At 54.3% G+C, this 19,454-nt stretch carries 18 protein-coding genes; 9 read left to right on the top strand and 9 right to left on the bottom strand.

Annotated elements, in window-relative coordinates:
- Entirely contained in the window at positions 1 to 2,145 is a 2,145-nt protein-coding gene (locus SK33_RS17230) for a TonB-dependent receptor plug domain-containing protein (RefSeq protein WP_048219455.1), read from the bottom strand.
- A gap of 289 nt (positions 2,146 to 2,434) precedes the next feature.
- Here SK33_RS17230 and cueR point away from each other — a divergent pair, with 289 nt between their 5' ends.
- A complete protein-coding gene (gene cueR, locus SK33_RS17225; RefSeq protein ID WP_048219453.1) occupies positions 2,435 to 2,845 on the top strand; it encodes a Cu(I)-responsive transcriptional regulator in 411 nt (136 codons plus the stop codon).
- On the opposite strand, the gene SK33_RS17220 is transcribed toward cueR, so the two are convergent.
- Genes SK33_RS17220 through SK33_RS17205 form a run of 4 tightly spaced genes read right to left on the bottom strand, consistent with a single transcriptional unit; the run spans position 2,842 to position 7,064 of the window.
- Positions 2,842 to 3,558, bottom strand: coding sequence for a DUF3142 domain-containing protein (locus tag SK33_RS17220; RefSeq protein ID WP_044699397.1), 717 nt, complete (start codon positions 3,556 to 3,558; stop codon positions 2,842 to 2,844). The genes cueR and SK33_RS17220 overlap by 4 nt on opposite strands.
- Positions 3,528 to 5,672, bottom strand: a complete 2,145-nt coding sequence (locus SK33_RS17215) for a hypothetical protein (protein WP_048219452.1) — start codon at positions 5,670 to 5,672, stop codon at positions 3,528 to 3,530. The genes SK33_RS17220 and SK33_RS17215 overlap by 31 nt, the downstream gene beginning before the upstream one ends.
- 19 nt (positions 5,673 to 5,691) lie before the next feature.
- Positions 5,692 to 6,150, bottom strand: coding sequence for an NfeD family protein (locus SK33_RS17210; RefSeq protein ID WP_003021832.1), 459 nt, complete (start codon positions 6,148 to 6,150; stop codon positions 5,692 to 5,694).
- On the bottom strand, positions 6,147 to 7,064 hold the full coding sequence (locus SK33_RS17205; RefSeq protein ID WP_003021835.1) for an SPFH domain-containing protein: 918 nt from the start codon (positions 7,062 to 7,064) through the stop codon (positions 6,147 to 6,149). The genes SK33_RS17210 and SK33_RS17205 overlap by 4 nt, the downstream gene beginning before the upstream one ends.
- A 134-nt stretch (positions 7,065 to 7,198) precedes the next feature.
- Here SK33_RS17205 and fetA point away from each other — a divergent pair, with 134 nt between their 5' ends.
- Both fetA and fetB read left to right on the top strand, forming a co-directional pair.
- Entirely contained in the window at positions 7,199 to 7,876 is a 678-nt protein-coding gene (gene fetA / locus SK33_RS17200; RefSeq protein WP_048219449.1) for an iron efflux ABC transporter ATP-binding subunit FetA, read from the top strand.
- Positions 7,863 to 8,642: an iron efflux ABC transporter permease subunit FetB gene (gene fetB, locus SK33_RS17195; RefSeq protein ID WP_003835795.1), complete on the top strand. Its 780-nt coding sequence runs from the start codon at positions 7,863 to 7,865 to the stop codon at positions 8,640 to 8,642. Before fetA ends, fetB begins: the two co-directional genes overlap by 14 nt.
- Before the next feature lie 78 nt (positions 8,643 to 8,720).
- Here the strand turns inward: fetB and SK33_RS17190 are convergent, their stop codons facing one another.
- From SK33_RS17190 to tesA, 3 genes are read right to left on the bottom strand one after another with little or no spacing between them, the layout of a single operon-like run.
- Entirely contained in the window at positions 8,721 to 9,575 is an 855-nt protein-coding gene (locus tag SK33_RS17190; protein ID WP_003847508.1) for a co-chaperone YbbN, read from the bottom strand.
- Between the two features lie 58 nt (positions 9,576 to 9,633).
- The gene (locus SK33_RS17185; RefSeq protein WP_003835790.1) at positions 9,634 to 10,404 is read right to left on the bottom strand and encodes an SDR family oxidoreductase; all 771 of its coding nucleotides are present in this window, start codon (positions 10,402 to 10,404) and stop codon (positions 9,634 to 9,636) included.
- Between the two features lie 28 nt (positions 10,405 to 10,432).
- A complete protein-coding gene (tesA, locus tag SK33_RS17180) occupies positions 10,433 to 11,059 on the bottom strand; it encodes a multifunctional acyl-CoA thioesterase I/protease I/lysophospholipase L1 (RefSeq protein ID WP_003021850.1) in 627 nt (208 codons plus the stop codon).
- On the opposite strand from tesA, the gene ybbA reads away from it, so the two are divergent.
- From ybbA to SK33_RS17150, 6 genes are all read left to right on the top strand, one after another.
- Positions 11,027 to 11,713, top strand: a complete 687-nt coding sequence (ybbA, locus tag SK33_RS17175; RefSeq protein WP_003021853.1) for a putative ABC transporter ATP-binding protein YbbA — start codon at positions 11,027 to 11,029, stop codon at positions 11,711 to 11,713. The two genes, tesA and ybbA, sit on opposite strands and share 33 nt — an antisense overlap.
- Positions 11,710 to 14,124 (top strand): putative ABC transporter permease subunit YbbP, encoded by a 2,415-nt coding sequence (gene ybbP / locus SK33_RS17170; protein ID WP_048219447.1) that lies wholly within the window; start codon positions 11,710 to 11,712, stop codon positions 14,122 to 14,124. Before ybbA ends, ybbP begins: the two co-directional genes overlap by 4 nt.
- A gap of 187 nt (positions 14,125 to 14,311) precedes the next feature.
- Positions 14,312 to 15,445, top strand: a complete 1,134-nt coding sequence (locus SK33_RS17165) for a porin (protein WP_003021860.1) — start codon at positions 14,312 to 14,314, stop codon at positions 15,443 to 15,445.
- 275 nt (positions 15,446 to 15,720) lie between these two features.
- The gene (locus SK33_RS17160) at positions 15,721 to 16,551 is read left to right on the top strand and encodes a MetQ/NlpA family ABC transporter substrate-binding protein (RefSeq protein ID WP_003021862.1); all 831 of its coding nucleotides are present in this window, start codon (positions 15,721 to 15,723) and stop codon (positions 16,549 to 16,551) included.
- 63 nt (positions 16,552 to 16,614) lie between these two features.
- A complete protein-coding gene (gene sfbB / locus SK33_RS17155) occupies positions 16,615 to 17,631 on the top strand; it encodes a virulence-associated ABC transporter ATP-binding protein SfbB (protein ID WP_048219445.1) in 1,017 nt (338 codons plus the stop codon).
- Positions 17,624 to 18,283, top strand: a complete 660-nt coding sequence (locus tag SK33_RS17150) for a methionine ABC transporter permease (protein ID WP_003021866.1) — start codon at positions 17,624 to 17,626, stop codon at positions 18,281 to 18,283. Before sfbB ends, SK33_RS17150 begins: the two co-directional genes overlap by 8 nt.
- Here the strand turns inward: SK33_RS17150 and mnmH are convergent, their stop codons facing one another.
- Entirely contained in the window at positions 18,284 to 19,369 is a 1,086-nt protein-coding gene (mnmH, locus tag SK33_RS17145) for a tRNA 2-selenouridine(34) synthase MnmH (protein WP_048219443.1), read from the bottom strand. It lies immediately after the preceding gene.
- Between the last annotated feature and the right edge of the window lie 85 nt (positions 19,370 to 19,454).

Genomic DNA, 19,454 nt, shown 5'->3' with positions numbered 1-19,454 from the left:
TCAGAAATTCCACGCAAAGCCAACGGCGGCATTGAAACCAGCGTCTGGAATAGATTCATGCGCGGTTCTGTAACGCTTGTCGGTCAGGTTGTTGAGCGCGAGGTTGACCTGATACTGATCCTGCGGACCGAACTCGGTGTTGAATGCAAGGTTAAGCGTGGCCCAGCCTGGGTAGTTGATTTCCGTGGTGCCGGTATTATCTTTGGCGCTGGACGCCGCGCGGATAAAGACATCGGACGTCAGGTTAGCGGCGTTCATCAACCAGGTATGTTTCAGGCCGACGCGCCCGGTCAGAGTGGGTTCGCCGGTATCCCAGGTTTTAAGGGTATTGCCTTCGTACTGACGGCGAATGAGATTACCGCTCAGGTAAGGTGAAACTGCCCAGCCGTTGTATTCTGCGGTGAGTTCCATGCCCCAGGTTTTGGCCCGATCGATGTTGTCGTAGTAGTAATAGCCGCCCCGTGAAGAGGTGGTATTACCGCTGCATACGGGTTGACCTGAACAGGCCAGGCTGGCGATATAGTCTTTGGCTTCGGAGTAATAAATGGCGCCGTCAATCAGCCACATATTCCCTTTATACCGTGCACCCAGCTCATAGTTATTCGAGTGTTCCGCCTTCAGGTTTGGATTGCCGTAGGTTACGCTGCCGCCTGCGGACGTCTGCAAAAACAGCTGAGTCAGCGTGGGGAAGACATAGCCCTGGGCATATGCAGCCCGAAGTTCAAGATCTTTAAAACCGGAATAGCGTAGGCTGGTTGAGGTCACCAGTTCATCATCGTGAACGGAATTTCCTCCGGTGGATTGCCTGGTGCTGCCGCTGCTTTGCAGGGTTTGCGTATCGTTGCGATTGAGTTTCGAAGACAGCCAGTACTGGCGTGCGCCCACGGTCAACGTCCAGTCATCGGCAAAGCGCCAGTCGTTTTGCGCGAACAATGAGGTGTTGCTTTGCTCCGCTTCGTTGTATGACAGGGTACGTGTTTGCGTATCGAAGAAGCCGGTAGCTGCGGTCTGGCGCGTACTGCCGTCCGTGTCCTGTTTTATTTTGTCATGCTGATATTGAGTGCCAATCACCAGCTCGTTGTTAGCAGGCAGGGAGAAGTTGCTCTGTAGCGTTACCCCTTGGGTATACTGTTTGTCGTTGGTATTGGTCTGATTGCTGACCGTCAGCGCTTTAATCATCGGGCTGGGGATAATCTGGGTCGTTTTGACCCGGTTTTCAAATTTGCGCTCTATTGTCTGGCTGTATGCGTCAACATGGATGTTCTTCAGGTAATCCCCATCGGCCGCGTAGTCGTAGAAAAGACCGATTTTCTCGCGTTCCAGCTTAGGTATTTTGACGCTAAAGTCGTCGAACTGGCCCTCTGGATCGTCAAACCAGGTTTGAGTAGACAGTTTGTAACGATCGAGGGAGAGCCCAAATTTGTGGCGATCGAAGTTGTAACCCAGCCATACGCCCTGGCCGTTATTACGGAAGTTGGTGTTGGGCAATCTTCCGTCAGGCGTATCGCGGTCCCCCTGGTCGGAATAGCTGCCATTGATGCGGTAGTCAAAGTTTCCGATGCTACCCCAGGCCGCTGCCGACTCTTCCCATCCTGCCGTTGCGGAGTTATAAACAGCCTTAACGCTGCCGCCGAGAGGCTTATCACCGCCTTTTTTGGTAATAAAGTTTACGACGCCGCCAATCGCCTGCGAACCGTAGAGGACAGAATAAGGGCCTTTGACCACTTCAATCCGTTCCAGCGCGGATTCGTCAATCAGCAAACCGGCTCCGTAGTTTTGTCCGGCACGTTGGTAACTGACGACCTGGCCGTCGATCAAAATCAGCACCCGCGAAGACGCTTCGCCACGGATACGAATTTGTTTCCGCCCTGCGAGGGCGTTATCGGTGACTTCGACGCCGGGAATATCTTGTAAATCATCAGCAATAGAAACGCTGGTGGAGTTTTGCAGTGTCTGGCGATCGATAACCTGGATGGTTGCCGGGCTATCCCAAAGACTACTTTCTGTGCGGTTAGCCGTGACGATAACCGTGTCTTCGTCGGACGTAGAAGCGTGTGTTGGAGAGGTAGCTGCAAAAGCGGCGCCGGACATGCATAATGTCAGGGCTGAAAGAATAAATGGCCTTTGGTTATTCCGTGGCAACATAAGAGAACCTTTATTGAATGTAAATGATCATCATTATCATTCGCGTTTATATATAAAATTGTTTCCCTTTGTTCAAGATGAAAGATGTAGAACCAATATATCTTTTGATTTGAGTCAATTTCGTGCAGTCATTAAATGCATAAATGTGATCTGAATCGGATATAACAATGTGAATTAAAAGGATTTGTGCATCGCGGTGAGGGTGGGAAATGTGCAGGGTTCTCGGGTCAATCATTAGGACAATCTGGGCTATAATGGGCTCAGTACCAACAAGATCCGCGGGGGAAATGTGAATATTAGCGATGTTGCGAAAAGAACCGGTTTGACCAGCAAAGCGATACGCTTTTATGAAGAAAAAGGTTTAGTGACGCCGCCGCTGCGTAGCGAAAATGGCTATCGCACATACAACCAACAGCATCTGAATGAACTTACGCTGCTGCGCCAGGCACGCCAGGTGGGTTTTAATCTCGAAGAGTGCGGCGAACTGGTGAATCTGTTTAACGATCCGGCGCGTCATAGCGCAGAAGTGAAAAAGCGTACCTTAGAAAAGGTAGCGGACATTGAGCGGCATATCAGCGAGCTGCAGGCCATGCGCTTGCATTTGCTGGCACTGGCGGAGAGTTGCCCTGGCGATGACAGCGCCGAATGCCCGATCATTGATAACCTCTCCGGCTGCTGCCACCATAAAGCGAAGGCTTAACGGCGAGGGGGATTAAGCATAAATACCACCGTGCCGCGGTACCACGGGGATTTCTCAAGCTGCGCTTCAGCCTGCGGGTCCCGGCTACCGTTTTGCACCAGCCCCAGCTTAAACGGAATGCGCAGACGACTGAGTGCGGGCAGATACGCCTGATAATTTGTTACCGTATGACGGCCCTGATAGCTCTGGACCACCAGTTCATCGACCGCCAGCGCATTCAGCGTGGCGACGTCGCCCGTTTTTGCCCAATCCAGCAGTCCAGTCACGCCAAGTGCAAACTCGGCCGGTAACTGTTGGCGTAATTGCTGCAGAAAGCGGGCGTAATCGGCAAGCTGATGGGTCGCCGCGTCAAAATCAACCTGCAGGCCGACCACGTGATTCCCGGCGGTCTGCCAGCGTTGCATCAATCTTATGATGCGAGCCGGGATCGCCTCCGGTACGTCGAGCGTGGTAAAGCGCACGGTCAGCCAGATAGAGGGAAAAGACAGGCGGCTGACCGGCAGCCCGAGACGCTGGAAAACCACGTTACCCGAACGAACCAGCACCTCACCCTGATGCAGATAGACCGTTTGTGCGTCTTTCAGCTCATCACTGGCCTTCACGCCGGACCACAGCCAGAAGGCCGGATGCTCACGGGCGGCGACGATATCCGCCGCCTGCGGCTGGCCTGTCAGCAGCGCGGTTACCAGTAGTATTTGAGTTTTTGCGCCCACGGACTTCCCGGATACTGCGTTTTCAGTTGGGTGAACCAGCCTTTACGCTGCAGTTTATCCACTTCCTCACCGCCGCACTCGTTAGAGCCTGACGGCGCATAGCACATGATGGCGCGATACAGCGCGAAGCTCTTGTCTTCAACCTCTGCTTTCGGCGAAGTGATCACCTGCTGATAGTAGCGTTGCCTGTCGAACTGACCGAACGGTTCCTTGCGCGATATTGCTGATTCAAGAACGTCGTTGCCAGCACTGTTTTTCCACAAATCGACGTGGGTTTGCGTGGTGCGGAAGAATTCGCCTAAGCAGTTCAGCGCGTGGGCATCATCCGCTTTTTTGCTCAATACCGTTACCGTTTCATTGAGGCTGCGACAGGTGTAACCGCGCTCGGCAGCGTCGCCGTTCCAGTCGAAAATACTCAGATTAACGTCATCAAACGCGTCGCCAATAACCGGCGGAGTAATGGCGCTGGCCAGTTTTCTGTCATTCAACCAGTCGCCAAAGCGGTTTTCGGTAAGATCGCGTACCAGCAGCGTATGCAGGGCGATGGTACGCTCTTCATTGTTAGGTCCATGGATGGCCTGCTGGCGCAGCAGTTCAGGCGAGGCCTGTGTTTTCAGTATCTGCGAGCGAAAACGCAGGTTGGTTACTGCGCTTTCTGGGGCAAATACCGCCGCCACGTCGCCGCTATAAACCAGCGTTGCGGCGAGCTTAGCCTGTACATACTGCTGCTGTTCGTTGTCCTGGCTGAGTTTTAGCAACTGCAGCCAGAAATCGCGCGCCGCGCTCCAGTTCTTCTGGCCCATCAGCGCTTCGCCGTACAGCACTTGTTCGCTGAAGGCGAGGGTATCGTGAACGGCAAGTTTCTGCGCTGGCGTAACTGCCTGAATAATCGCCGCGTAGTTCTCCGTCGCCAGCCACAGATTCAGTTGCAGATCGCGCCATAGCGGTAGTTTTTGGCTCTGCTCAAACACCGGTTTGCTGGCATCGAGCTGCGCCTGGGTCAGCGTGGGTTTACTGTTGTTATCCAGACGCAGCGCGCGCAGTAGTTCGATATAGCTGACAAGCGGCGCATCGGGGAATGCTTCCACCACGGACTGTTCGTAGAACGCCATACCGTAGACATTATCGTATTCGATGACAATTTCACGCAGTTGCCGAGCGTCAGCCGACTGCTGGAGCGTCTGCTCATACAACCCGGCCAGCTGCGGCCACGCCTGTAAATACCAGTTTATGCGACGCAGCATACCGCGCGCGGAGTCGGCATACAGGCCTTGCGGGAAGCGTTGCAGGTAGGCTTGTGCCTGCGTCTGAGCCTGAGTCGCGTCCTCGCGGTTAATTTTTGCAATATCAAAATCGCCGTACTCGCCTACGCTGTTCTGGCTGCTCTTGTTCAACGCCGCACGCATCAGCATGTATTGCGCGGTCTCTGCCAGCCACGGGCGCTCACTTTTGGCAAGCTGAGTGAAATCCCGTTCGGCGCTGGCATAATCACCGGCATAGAAACTGGCAGCTGCGGCCAGATAATTTTTATAGGACTGAGCCGGTGAATCAGCCGGGAGGGTGGCAAGTGAAGACTCAATTTGCTCGCGGGTTGCCCCGGATAGCAGCCCCGTACGCGCCTGGGCTAAGGCCTGGCGCTGTTCCGCTGTTAACGTCGAGTCGGCCAGCAGTGCGGCAAAAAATGCGCTGACGCTCTCGGTGTTATTCGAAACATGACGGTTCTCAAGCTCAGCGTCGTTGACGTTTATTTCGTCTGCGCTAATGTTCAGTTCGGCCATCTGTCGGGAGAGTGGGTTGTCTGCGGCGGATGCCGGAGCAGCGGCTGGCTGCGAGGTTGCCTCATCCCATTGCGGGTGATAGGCAAAATAGAAATCCCGGGAGCGGGTGATATCCGCTGGCATTGATTGCACCGGCAGAGCAAATGATTTTTCCTGGCTCAGCAGCCGCAGCAGGTTGTCGCGACTGTCGTTTTCAGGGTTGAAGGTCGGCGTGCCTTTCAGCAGGCAGCTGTCGTCGCTCCATTTGCAGTCTTCCATATCGAAAGAGGCGAATGCCTGCGGGGCGGCGGTCAGTAATGTGCAAAGGGCAAAGGCAAGGGGTGTCTTCCTGACCATAGTCTTATTTCCTGTCTTTTTAGTGTGATACCGCTTTAATAATCAGGGTTATCCCTTCAACGGCAATGACTTCAACCTGCGTTCCGGCGCTCAAATCGTCGCTGGCGCTAACGGGCCATGAGCTATCGCCGACGCGCATGTGTCCGCGACCATTGACCAGGGCGGTTTCCAGAATAAATCGTCGGCCAACCAGCTGCTGTCCGCGCTGGTTAAGATGGCTGTCGGCGGGTTTCTGCTCCTGAACGCGCCTTGCCAGCCATTTCCACCACAGCCACGCCGCCAGCAGGGTGAGGACGGCGAACATTGCCCCCTGCCACGCCCAGTCTAGCGGAACGAGCCAGACGACCAGACCGGTAATCACCGCTGCCACGCCGCTCCACAGCAGATAGCCGTTGCCGCCCAGCATCTCGGCGGCGAGTAGCAAACCGCCGAGGCTGAGCCAGAAGATGTGCGGGTGCACCAGAATCATCGCTATCATGATTTTTTCCGCTCGCTGGCGCTGTCCTTAACCAGTTCGGCGATCCCGGCAATAGAGCCCATCAGGCTGCTGGCATCCAGCGGCATCATCACCACTTTGCTGTTATTCGACGAGCCGATATGCTGCAGCGCTTCGGTGTATTTCTGTGCCACGAAGTAGTTCACTGCCTGAATATCCCCAGCAGCAATGGCCTCAGACACCATCTGCGTTGCGCGAGCTTCGGCTTCTGCTGAACGTTCACGCGCTTCAGCCTGTAAAAACGCGGACTGGCGTTCACCTTCCGCTTTAAGGATCTTCGACTGTTTCTCACCTTCGGCCTTGACGATTTCTGCCTGACGGATCCCTTCGGCCTCAAGAATGTAGGCGCGCTTGGTACGTTCGGCTTTCATCTGCGCGTTCATCGCGTCGATAAGTTCTGCCGGAGGACGCACGTCGCGGATCTCGATACGGGTGATTTTGATGCCCCAGGGATTCGTGGCTTCATCAACAATATGCAGCAGGCGCGTGTTGATGTTGTCGCGTTGGGAGAGCATTTCATCGAGTTCCATCGAACCGAGAACGGTACGAATGTTGGTCATGGTCAGGTTGATAATCGCCAGTTCCAGGTTGCTGACTTCATAGGCGGCTTTCGGTGCGTCGATCACCTGAATAAAGCACACGGCATCAATTGCGACGTTGGCGTTATCTTTGGAGATGACTTCCTGAGAAGGGATATCAAGCACCTGTTCCATCATGTTGATCTTACGACCAATGCGGTCCATGAACGGCACAACAAGGCTTAAACCCGGTTGCAGGGTTTTGGTGTAACGGCCAAAACGCTCTACCGTCCACTGATATCCCTGCGGGACGATTTTGACGCCAGCGCCGACGATCACCAGCGCGACAAAAATAAGAATAGGAATAAAAATGAGCATTGATGAAACCTCCTGTTGTGCTGTCCTTTACTGCCTCATTAATCAAATTATACCCGATTTATCAAGGTGGGCTCCCTTATAATAAATTACAGGCATAGACTGTCTGCACGAAAGATGTAAAAAAGGAATGGGTAATGGAAGAAAGCAGTATTTTGCTTCAGTTAAAAAATGTCGCATGGCAGGCAGGGGAGACGCAGGTTCTCAATAACATCTGTTTTGATCTCCGTGCCGGAGAATTTAAGCTGATTACCGGCCAGTCCGGCTGCGGGAAAAGTACGTTACTCAAGATTGTGGCGTCATTAATGAGTCCGACTGCTGGTGAAATTCTCTTTGAAGGCAAGGAGATCAATACCCTCAAGCCGGAAACGTATCGCCAGCAGGTCTCCTATTGTGCGCAAACGCCTGCTTTGTTTGGTGACACCGTTTACGACAACCTCATTTTCCCCTGGCAAATCCGTAACAAACGTCCGGAGCCGGATGTGTTTCTGAGCGATCTAGCCCGTTTTGATCTCCCCGAGACGATCCTCAGAAAAAGCATCAATGAGCTGTCCGGTGGCGAGAAGCAGCGCGTCTCGCTAATTCGTAATTTGCAGTTTCTGCCCAAAATCCTGCTGCTTGATGAAATCACCAGCGCGCTGGATGAGGCTAATAAACGTAATGTGAACGAATTAATTCACCACTATGTTCGCGATAAGAATATTGCGGTGCTGTGGGTGACGCACGACAAAGATGAAATTACGCATGCGGATAATGTCATAACCCTTCAACCGCACGCCGGAGAAATGCAGGAAGCACGCAATGAACGAGCATAATATTACCAATGAGTCCCTGGCATTAGCGATGATGCTGGTGGTGGTGGCGATCCTGATTAGCCACAAAGAAAAACTGGCGCTGGAGAAAGATATTCTCTGGAGCGTTTGCCGGGCAGTGGTTCAGCTGATTATCGTCGGCTATGTGCTGAAATATATTTTTGGCGTTAACCACAGTATTCTGACCTTACTGATGGTGCTTTTTATCTGCTTTAACGCGGCTTATAACGCACAAAAGCGCAGTAAATATATTGATAAAGCTTTCCTCTCGTCGTTTATCGCTATCACGGTGGGGGCGGGATTAACGCTGGCGGTGCTGGTTTTGTCTGGCTCTATCGAGTTCACGCCGATGCAGGTCATCCCGATCTCCGGCATGATTGCAGGCAATGCGATGGTGGCAGTGGGGCTGTGTTACAACAATCTGGGACAGCGGTTTAACAGCGAACAGCAGCAAATTCAGGAAAAACTTAGCCTCGGCGCGACGCCGAAAGTGGCCTCTGCGCCGCTGATTCGCGACAGCATTCGCGCCTCGCTGATCCCAACGATCGACTCTGCAAAAACGGTAGGGCTGGTAAGTTTACCGGGGATGATGTCCGGGTTGATCTTCGCGGGTATTGATCCAGTAAAAGCGATTAAATATCAGATTATGGTGACGTTTATGCTGCTTTCTACCGCCAGCCTGTCGACCATTATTGCCTGCTACCTGACTTATCGGAAGTTCTATAATTCGCGCCACCAATTAGTCGTAACGCATTTGAAGAAGACGTGATGTGATGCCGGAGGGATCGGTATTGGTAGAATTTGTATGCCCGATAAGCGCAAGCGTCATCGGGCAAAATCAAACGGATTAGTACAACAGTGCGTACAGTTGGCGGCGGTATTTTGAGGCCAGCGCATCGCCGGTTCCGAGTGCGGCAAGGATCTCCTGGAAGGTCTTACGTGCCTGACCGTCGGCAGCAGTGAGATCTTTCTTCAGGTGGCTGAACAGCAGTTCCAGTGATTCCTCGTTACGTCCGACCTGATGTAACTGGATGGCTAGTTGAGTTGCCAGCGCCGCATCCTGCGGATTGCTGGCGACTTGCTGCTGCAGCTGTTGGATTTCCGGCGTATCCGCCGCCTGCTTCAGTAGTTCTATCTGCGCCACCAGTCCCTGATAGCGGGTGTCCTGATCCTGCAACGGAATGGTTTTCAGCACCGCTTCGGCATCGTCAGAACGATTGAGGGCGATTTGCGTTTCCGCCAGCAGCAGGCCAATTTCGCTGCTTTGGTTGGAGATCTGCCAGGCTTCTTTCAGCAGCGGCAGTGCATCCGCGTGATTACCGGCTTCGATGAATTCGATAGCCTGACGCGCTTTCAGCTCTTCTTCGCTCGGCAACACTTTTTCCAGCAGTGCGCGGATAACCTCTTCCGGCTGCGGGCCCTGGAATCCGTCCACTGGCTGACCGTTCTGGAACAGATAAACCGTAGGGATGGCGCGCAGGCCAAACTGAGAAGCGATCATCTGCTCGGCGTCGCAGTCGAGCTTGGCGAGAATAAACTGACCGTTGTACTGGGCGGCAAGGCTCTCCAGTACCGGCGTCAATTGCAGGCAGTGCTGGCTGCGCTCAGACCAAAAATAGAACAGGACCGGCGTGGTCATCGACTGTTCAAGGGTCTGCTGCAGGTTCGATTCGTTAATGTTAACAATATTCTGTGTGGACATGGAGTTACTCTCTTTTGTCGATTTCTTGTTACATGGGGGCTGACGCGCGTGCTTCAACTCAACCCTGTAAAATTTTGTCCATTATGCGGCCTGGCAACAGGCGTTTAAGTAGCATCACTGCCCAGGTCACCAGCGTAACCGGATAACGTAGCTTTGGTTTATCGCTCTCAAATGCATGACGTACTTTGGCGACAACCGCTTCTGGTCCCAGCGTAAAACGCGCGGCAATGCCGGGGTTTTCCACGGGAGCATCGCTCTGGGTCTGGTTGACGTTTTCGGTAAAGCGGGTACGGATGGGGCCGGGCTCAATCAGGCTGACCTTAATGCCGCTGTGGCGCAGTTCCATACGCAGCGCGTCGGACCAGGCTTCCAGCGCATATTTGCTGGCGGCATAGGCGCCGCGTCCCGGCGTTGAGATCAATCCCATCACCGATGAAGTCATCACGATACGTCCTTCGCCGTGAGGGAGCATAGCGGGCAACAGGCGCATGGTAAGCTGATGTGCGCCAAAGAAGTTGGCGGAAAATTGCTGTTCCATCTGTTCACGGCTGATGGTGGGCAGGGGACCATAGACACCGTATCCGGCGTTGTTAAAGATCCCATATAAACGATTATCGGTCAGGGCGATCACTTCATCGGCGGCACGATCCACGCTTTCGGGTGAATCCAGATCCAGCAATACGCCAGTGAATCCCATACTGTTCATACGCGCGACATCGTCAGGTTTGCGACAGCCTGCCAGAATTTGAAAACCCTGGCGCTTTAGTTCAAGCGCGCTTTCCAGACCGATTCCGCTGGAACATCCTGTTATTAAGACCGATTTTTGCATAACTTTACCTGTCAGGATCTCCGTTGTTTTATGAGTCGTGATTTACTAGAGGGGTGAGATGTTGCGCCATCCAGTCGGCAATAAACGGCTGAGCGTCACGGTTAGGATGAATACCATCATCCTGCATCCACTGGGGTTTCAGATAAACCTCTTCCATAAAAAATGGCAGCAGAGGAATATCAAACTCTTTGGCGAGCTTTGGATAAATCGCGCTAAAGGTTTCATTATAACGGCGACCATAGTTTGCTGGCAGACGAATTTGCATCAGCAGCGGTTCGGCATTTGCCGCTTTCACATCCTGCAGAATCGTGCGCAGGGTTTGTTCGGTTTGCGCAGGCGCAAAGCCGCGCAGGCCATCGTTACCGCCAAGTTCGACCAGCACCCAGCGCGGCTGGTGCTGCTTGAGTAATGCAGGCAGACGGGCCAGACCTTGCTGCGAGGTGTCGCCGCTAATGCTGGCATTCACCACTGGCGTTTTGGTTTGCCATTTATCATTAAGTAGCGCAGGCCACGCGGCGCTGGCGGACATACGGTATCCGGCGCTCAGGCTGTCACCCAGAATTAATAACGTGTCCGCAGCGGCGGCGCGGAAAGTTAACAGGACCAGGAACAGGAAAGGCCAATGCCAGCGGAAAACATTGTTGAAGTTCATCATCTTAAGAAATCCGTCGGTCAGGGTGATCAAGAGCTATCCATCCTTACCGGAGTTGAACTGGTTGTCAAACGCGCCGAGACCATTGCGTTGATTGGCGAGTCGGGATCGGGGAAATCCACGCTGCTGGCGATCCTCGCCGGGCTGGACGATGGCTCCAGCGGTGAAGTCAGCCTGGTTGGGCAGGCGCTGCACACTATGGACGAAGAAGCCCGGGCGCAGCTGCGGGCGCGGCACGTGGGTTTTGTCTTCCAGTCATTCATGTTAATTCCAACCCTCAACGCGCTGGAAAACGTCGAACTACCCGCGCTGCTACGCGGCGAAAATAGCGGAAAAAGTCGTGACGGGGCAAAAACGCTGCTGGAGCAACTGGGGTTGGGAAAACGTCTTGATCATCTTCCGGCCCAGCTTTCCGGCGGGGAGCAGCAACGCGTAGCGCTGGCACGGGCGTTTAACGGACGCCCTGACGTGCTGTTTGCCGATGAACCAACGGGCAATCTGGACCGCCAGACCGGAGACAAAATCGCCGACCTGCTGTTTTCTCTGAACCGGGAACACGGTACCACCCTGATTCTGGTGACCCATGACCCGCAGCTGGCGGCGCGTTGCGATAGGCGTTTACGCCTGGTGAACGGACAGTTGCAGGAGGAGGCATGATTGCACGCTGGTTCTGGCGCGAATGGCGCTCGCCTTCATTACTGATTGTCTGGCTGGCGTTAAGCCTGGCGGTGGCCTGTGTACTGGCGCTTGGCAATATCAGCGATCGCATGGAAAAAGGGTTGAGCCAGCAAAGTCGTGAGTTTATGGCGGGCGATCGGTCGCTGCAAAGTTCGCGCGCCGTACCGAAAGCGTGGATTGACGAGGCGCGACAGCGTGGTCTGAAGGTGGGTGAACAGCTCACCTTTGCCACCATGACCTTTGCCCGGGATACGCCGCAACTGGCGAACGTCAAAGCAGTGGATGATGTGTATCCGATGTACGGCACGCTGCAAACCAATCCGCCGGGGCTGAAACCGCAGCCGGGCTCAGTGCTGTTGGCCCCGCGTCTGATGGCGCTACTCAACTTAAAAATCGGTGATTCCATCGACGTTGGCGATGCCACCCTGCGCATCGCCGGAGAAGTGGTGCAGGAACCGGATTCCGGTTTTAATCCCTTCCAGATAGCGCCGCGCCTGATGATGAACATGGCGGATGTCGAAAAAACGGCGGCGGTCCAGCCGGGAAGCCGTGTGACCTGGCGCTATAAATTTGGTGGTACGCCACAGCAACTGGAAGCCTATGAAAAATGGCTGCTTCCGCAGTTAAAGCCAGAACAGCGTTGGTATGGGCTGGAGCAGGATGAAGGGGCGTTGGGGAAATCACTGGAGCGTTCGCAACAGTTCCTGCTGCTGTCGGCACTGTTAACGCTACTGCTGGCGGTTGCTGCCGTTGCCGTGGCGATGAATCATTACTGTCGCAGTCGTTACGATTTGGTGGCGATATTAAAAACGCTCGGTGCGGGCAGGGCGCAGCTGCGCAAGCTGATTATCGGCCAGTGGCTGATGGTGCTGGCGCTGTCTGGCGTGACCGGCGGGCTGTTCGGGCTGTTATTTGAGCGGGTGCTGGTGGTATTACTGAAGCCAGTTCTGCCCGGTGAGCTACCGCCCGCCAGCCTTTGGCCGTGGCTGTGGGCACTCGGTACGATGACCGTCATTTCTCTGCTGGTGGGGCTACGCCCTTATCGCTTGCTGCTGGCGACGCAGCCGCTGCGGGTACTGCGTCGCGACGTGGTGGCAAACGTCTGGCCGCTTAAGGTCTATCTGCCCGTAGCAACGATAGTTGTGGTTGCGCTGCTGGCCGGATTGATGGGCGGAAGTATGCTGCTGTGGGCGGTACTGGCCGGAGCTGTGGTGCTGGCGCTGCTGTGCGGCGTGTTGGGCTGGATGTTGCTTAACCTGCTGCGTGGTCTGACGCTGACCTCGCTGCCGCTGCGTTTGGCGGTCAGCCGGCTGTTGCGCCAGCCGTGGTCAACGCTGAGTCAACTGTCGGCATTTTCGCTGTCCTTTATGCTGCTGGCGCTGTTGCTGGTGTTGCGCGGCGATCTCCTCGACCGCTGGCAGCAGCAAATGCCGCCGGAAAGTCCAAACTATTTTCTGATCAACATTGCCACTGAGCAGGTGGCTCCGCTGAAGGCTTTCCTTGCTGAGCATCAGGTGATCCCGGAGTCGTTCTACCCGATAGTGCGGGCCCGTCTGACGGCGATCAATGAGAAATCGACCGAAGGCAATCAGGATGAAGCGCTGAACCGCGAGCTTAATCTGACCTGGCAGGATACCCGCCCGGATCATAACCCGATCGTTGCCGGGAGCTGGCCGCCAAAAGCGGGCGAAGTGTCAATGGAAGAGGGACTGGCGAAACGGCTGAACGTTAAGCTTGGCGATCGGGTGACCTTTATGGGGGATACCCAGGATTTCAGCGCCACGGTCAGCAGTCTGCGTAAAGTGGACTGGGAAAGCCTGCGACCAAACTTTTTCTTTATCTTCCCTTCCGGCGCGCTGGATGCTCAGCCACAAAGCTGGTTAACCAGCTTTCGCTGGGAGAACGGCAACGGCATGCTGACGCAGCTTAACCGCGAATTCCCGACTATCAGCCTGCTGGATATTGGCGCTATTCTCAAACAGGTGAGTCAGGTGCTGGAGCAGGTGAGCCGCGCGCTGGAGGTGATGGTAGTGCTGGTCACCGCTTGCGGTATGTTGCTGCTATTGGCGCAGGTGCAGGTCGGGATGCGTCAGCGTCATCAGGAACTGGTGGTCTGGCGCACGCTGGGCGCGGGTAAGAAGCTGCTGCGTACCACGCTGTGGTGCGAGTTCGCCATGCTCGGGATGGTCGCCGGACTGGTGGCGGCCATCGGGGCGGAAACTGCGCTGGCGGTGCTGCAAACCCGCGTGTTTGATTTCCCCTGGGAGCCAGAGTGGCGGCTGTGGGTTGTGTTGCCGCTTTGTGGGGCATTGCTGCTCTCTCTCTGTGGCGGATGGCTCGGTTCACGTCTTCTTAAAGGCAAAGCGCTGTTCCGTCAGTTCAGCAGTTAATTCATATTCGTGATGATTACGCACCGGTTTTTTTAAATCGGTGCTTTTTTTATCTATGTAGCACAAAATGATAACTCATTGATATTTAACAGCACAGAACAATAAAAACCCGACAACACGAGTGTATTAATAAACGTTAATATTTGTATGCTGAATAATTGGCAGGCTATCTATCAAGGTACAAATAATGACTATAAAAAAAACGGCGCTGGCGGTATCGATCGGCGCAGCAGTGGCATTAACGACTTTCGCCTCCCAGGCGGAAATCACGGTCCTGAAACAAGATCCGCAGGCGGGCAACCCGCTGAGCCGTCTTAACTTCACCGTCGGCGGGAGTATTCGTCCGCAGTTCCAGAATATGGCCGGTGACGATGGTAAGAATGGCTACAAACGTAATGGTTTCGACGGCGGGACGCGTTTCCGCTTCGCTGCTGACTATTATCTGTTTGATGATATCAGTTGGGTGAGCTACTACGAGCTGGGCGTTAACTTCCCGGCGATGTTCAACTGGGACAATCACTATGCTAACGGCGCCAACGATACCACGCGTCGTATGCTGTACACCGGTCTGAAGAGCGCGACCTGGGGTACGCTGACCTTCGGTCAACAGAACAGCATTTACTATGATGTGGTGGGTGCGAAAACGGATATCTGGGACTACGACATGATCGGCCAGGCGCCAGGTAATGGTATCAATGGCGACTACGACGGTTCTTATCGTACACGTAAATCACTGAAGTATAAAAATACGGTAGGCGATGTTGATCTTTACGCGTCTTATCTGTTCAGCGATGACTACAACCCGAACAACGGTTTGCGCTACAAACGTAAAGGCGGCGGCTCGCTGGGTGTGGATTATCACATCACCGATGACCTGACCTGGGGTACGGCGTGGAACTACACCCGCGCGGAAATGCGTGGCAACACCAGCAAAACCTACGATCAAAACATCGTCGGTACTGCGCTGAGCTGGAAACCGGACAACTGGACTTTCTCGCTGGGCGGCGGTTGGTATCAAAACTTCATGACCACCAAAAAAGTCTCTGTTAATGACTATTTTGCCGGTGACGCCTGGGGTCTGGAATACTTTGCGGGATATACCTTCCCGGTTGGCCAGTATGCGCTGAAATCCGTGCAGCCATACTTTATGGGCGATCGTATTGAATACGTGAATGGCCGTAACTACCTGCGTACCGACAACGGTGTGGGTATCAGCTTCCAGCTGGATTACGGTTTCCGTGTGGATTACGAACACGTCTTCACCTCCAGCACCGACAATCTGGGCGACATGAACCTGGTGCGTCTGCGTTACGACTTCTAATCGAACGCCTGCCGCCCGATGCGCTTGCGCTTATCGGGCCTACGAGAGCAGGGGGATCGCGTTATTTGTAGGCCGGATAAGGCACTTGTGCCGACATCCGGCTTTTTCATGCCTTCTCACATTTAAAAACACACTCTGCAACATCATGAAATAATTTCAAGGACAGCAGGTTGTGATCTGTGTCATGTTAACAATCAGCCTGTTAACAGGCCAACAAGAACAACGCCGCAAGAACGGCGTGAGACATGACACCACAACGTTAAAATGGAGAGATTATGGGATTGCGTCAGAGTTTACGCGTCGCGACCGGGGCGCTGTTACTGGCCTGTGGATTACAATTTGCTCATGCGAACAGTGATCCGCACACCATCGTATTTGGCGTCGCACCTGGGCCGTACGGCGATATGGTAAAACAAGCCATTGCCCCTACGCTGAAAGAGAAAGGCTATAAGGTAGTAGTACGCGAATTCAGCGACTACGTGCAGCCTAACATGGCGCTCTCCAATGGCAGCATCGATGCTAACCTGTTCCAGCATTCACTCTACTTTGACAAATTCACCGCCGATAAAGGCCTGAAACTGAGCAAGCTGATTGTGGTCCCGACGGCCGGGATGGGTTTTTACTCACATAAAATCAAAAGCCTGGATGAATTGAAAAAAGGGGATGTGATCACGCTTTCCAACGATCCCACCAACCTGGCTCGCGGTCTGCGTTTCCTGCAGTCTATTGGCCTTATCACCATCAAAGATAACATCGATCCAACTAAAGCCTCCGAGCGCGATATCGCCAGCAACCCAAAAGGGCTGGTGTTTAAACCGCTGGAAGCGGCACAGCTGCCGCGTACGCTGGACGGTGTGACCGGTGCGCTGGTCAACGGCAACTTTGCCGTAGCGGCAAAACTGGATCTCGCCAGCGCCATCAAGCAGGAACACCTGGACGAAAATCTGAAAAATATCATCGCGGTACGCAGTGAAGATGCGGATAAACCATTCGCGAAAGATATTGTCGAGGCGGTGAAATCTCCGGCGTATCGTGCGGTGATCGACGATCCGCAAAATATCTACAGCGCCTTCCAGAAACCGGAATGGATGTCGGCAGCCCAATAATCGCTGCGCACAAGGGTTAACAGGGGCAGCGACGACTGCCCTTTTCGCATTTCTGAGGTAGCTATGATTGAGATTGAGAAAGTTTGCGTGGATTTTAGCGCAGGCCGTGGAGCATCAACCCGGGCGGTTGATGACGTTAGCTTGCGCATTGGCGCAGGTGAGATATTTGGCATTGTCGGGACCAGTGGCGCGGGGAAAAGTACGCTGCTGCGCACCCTGAACGCCTTAACGCGTCCGAGCCAGGGAAGCGTGAAGGTGAACGGCGTAGAAATTTCCGCACTGGAAGGCGTGCATCTACGTAAAGCCCGTCAGCGTATCGGGATGATTTTTCAACATTTTAATCTGATGCATACCCGTACCGTGGCGCAAAACGTCGCCTTTAGCCTGAAGGCTGCCGGATGGGAACGCAGTAAAATTGGCCCGCGCGTGAGCGAAATCCTGTCGCTGGTGGGGCTGTCAGACAAGGCGAACCGCTTTCCGGTTCAGCTCAGCGGTGGGCAAAAGCAGCGTGTGGGTATTGCCCGCGCAATTGCCAATCACCCGGATGTGCTGCTGTGTGATGAGCCCACCTCCGCGTTAGATCTCGAAACCTCGGCCACGATTCTGACGTTGCTAAAGCAGATCAACCAACAGTTGGGGATCACGATCGTGCTGATCACCCATGAGATGAACGTGATCAAATCGATTTGCGATCGCGTGGCGGTGATGTCCGGTGGCAAGGTGGTGGAGTCTGGTGAGGTGTTTGATGTTTTTGCTCACCCGCAGCACGCTTTCACTCAGCAACTGGTGTCGCATACCCTCAATCTGACGCTACCCGAGCGTCTGCGCCAGCATCTGCCCGGCCAGTTGCTGAAAATTCTTTTTATCGGCGATTCGGCAGAACAGCCGGTGTTGTCAGAAGTGGCGGTTAAATTTGGCGTGGCGGTGAACATTCTGCACGGCAAAATTGAATATATCGGCGAACGTGCGCTGGGGATTCTGGTGGTGCAACTGACCGCGCCGCATAACCCTTCTGCGGTGGATGTCGCCGTGGAACATATTCGTCAACGTACTGCACAGGTGGAGGTGATTCGTGGATGATTTATTGCCTGATTTGACGCTGGCGTTTAATGAAACCTTCCAGATGCTGAGCATCTCTACGCTGTTGGCGATTATTGGCGGTCTGCCGCTCGGTTTTCTTATTTTCGTTACCGACCGGCATTTATTCTGGCAGAACCGTTTTGTGTATCTGCTCAGCTCCGTGCTGGTGAATATTATCCGCTCGGTGCCGTTTGTGATCCTGCTGGTTCTGTTGTTGCCGCTAACCCAGTTTTTGCTCGGCAATACCATTGGACCCATCGCGGCATCGGTCCCACTTTCGGTAGCAGCAATTGCTTTCTATGCCCGTCTGGTTGATAGCGCGCTACGTGAAGTCGATAAAGGCATTATCGAGGCGGCGGAAGCGTTTGGCGCCAGCCCGATGCGCATCATCTGCACCGTTCTGTTACCGGAGGCGAGCGCGGGTCTGCTGCGTGGGCTGACGATAACGCTGGTGAGTCTGATCGGTTACTCCGCAATGGCCGGTATCGTTGGCGGCGGTGGAGTCGGCGACCTGGCGATTCGCTTTGGTTATTACCGCTACGAAACCCAGGTCATGATCGTCACCGTGGTGGCGCTGATTATTCTGGTGCAAGTCGTTCAGGTGCTGGGCGACTGGTTGGCGAAACGCGCAGACAAGCGCGACAGACATTGATTACTGTACGCTAAGCCAGTCAGCCACCTCCTGCCATGAGCCGCGAAAGACGATTTTCGCGGCTTTCTTTTCCAACTGATAGTGATACATCGGGTCGTAATACTCGTTGAGCAACGGTACCAGCCAGCTCATATGCGCGTCGGTGCTGCCCGTTGCCTGCTGTTCGTGCAGAGCCACGTCGAGCAGGGTGGTCAGCTCGGCAAAACGTTGCAAACCCAGACGACGGCGGATAGCAAACAGACCGTGGTGCAGATACTCGCTGTACTCCTGCCAGCCCTGACTCTCGCCATAAGCGTGAGTGAAATCGTGGTGCATGCGCACAAAATACTCTTCGCGCAGTCGCTCCAGCCGTAGCTCAAAAGGATCGTCCACCACCGCAATAGCGGCCTGGCTCATGCGTTCGCGCAAACATTCGGGCAGATGATTAGCACCGATCATGCGGCCTTCGTCTTCAAGTACCCACAGACGCAGATCCTGACGGCTGTCGGTTTTCAGCATTTCGACCGCCAGCAGGTTTTCAAAGCTTGCCTGGCTAAGCTGCGGTTCAACGGTGCGACCAAATGAGGAACCGCGATGGTGCGCCAGACCTTCGAGATCCACTCCGTTTGGCTGCTGTTGCACTAGCTGCGTTTTACCGTTCCCGGTACAGCCGCCAATTAAGACGATCGGTTTTTGCACTAGCTCTTCAGTCAGTTGAATCGCCGCCTGACGCAATGCTTTATAACCGCCTTGTATTAGCGGGTAGTCAGTACCGGACTCGTGCAGCCATTGCTGCACAATGTGCGAACGCTGGCCGCCGCGCGCGCAGCATAAGTAGCCCGCAGGATTTTGACGACAGGCATTCAGCCAGGCCTTCATGCGTTGCTGGCGAGTCTCGCCACAGACCAGTTGATGGCCGAGCGCGAGGGCGGCCTCAGGCCCCTGACGTTTGTAACAGGTACCCACGGCAGCACGTTCGTCATCGTTCATTAAGGGAAGGTTTATTGCGCCCGGCATGGCGCCCTGCTGAAATTCGACGGGGGCGCGTACATCGATTAAAGGCGTACCAGCGAGCAGAATTGCGCGATAGTCCGTTCCATCGTTCATGTTTGATCCTGAAAATACAAAACAGCAATGGAGGGGATTTTACGCGCCAGGGGAGGGGCCGGGGAAGGATAAAATCCATTCCCCG

Source organism: Citrobacter sp. MGH103, assembly GCF_001034475.2.
Classification (GTDB): Bacteria; Pseudomonadota; Gammaproteobacteria; order Enterobacterales; family Enterobacteriaceae; genus Citrobacter; species Citrobacter freundii.
The sequence above is the reverse complement of the archived record's forward strand: the minus strand, read 5'-3'. Positions and strand labels throughout refer to the sequence as shown.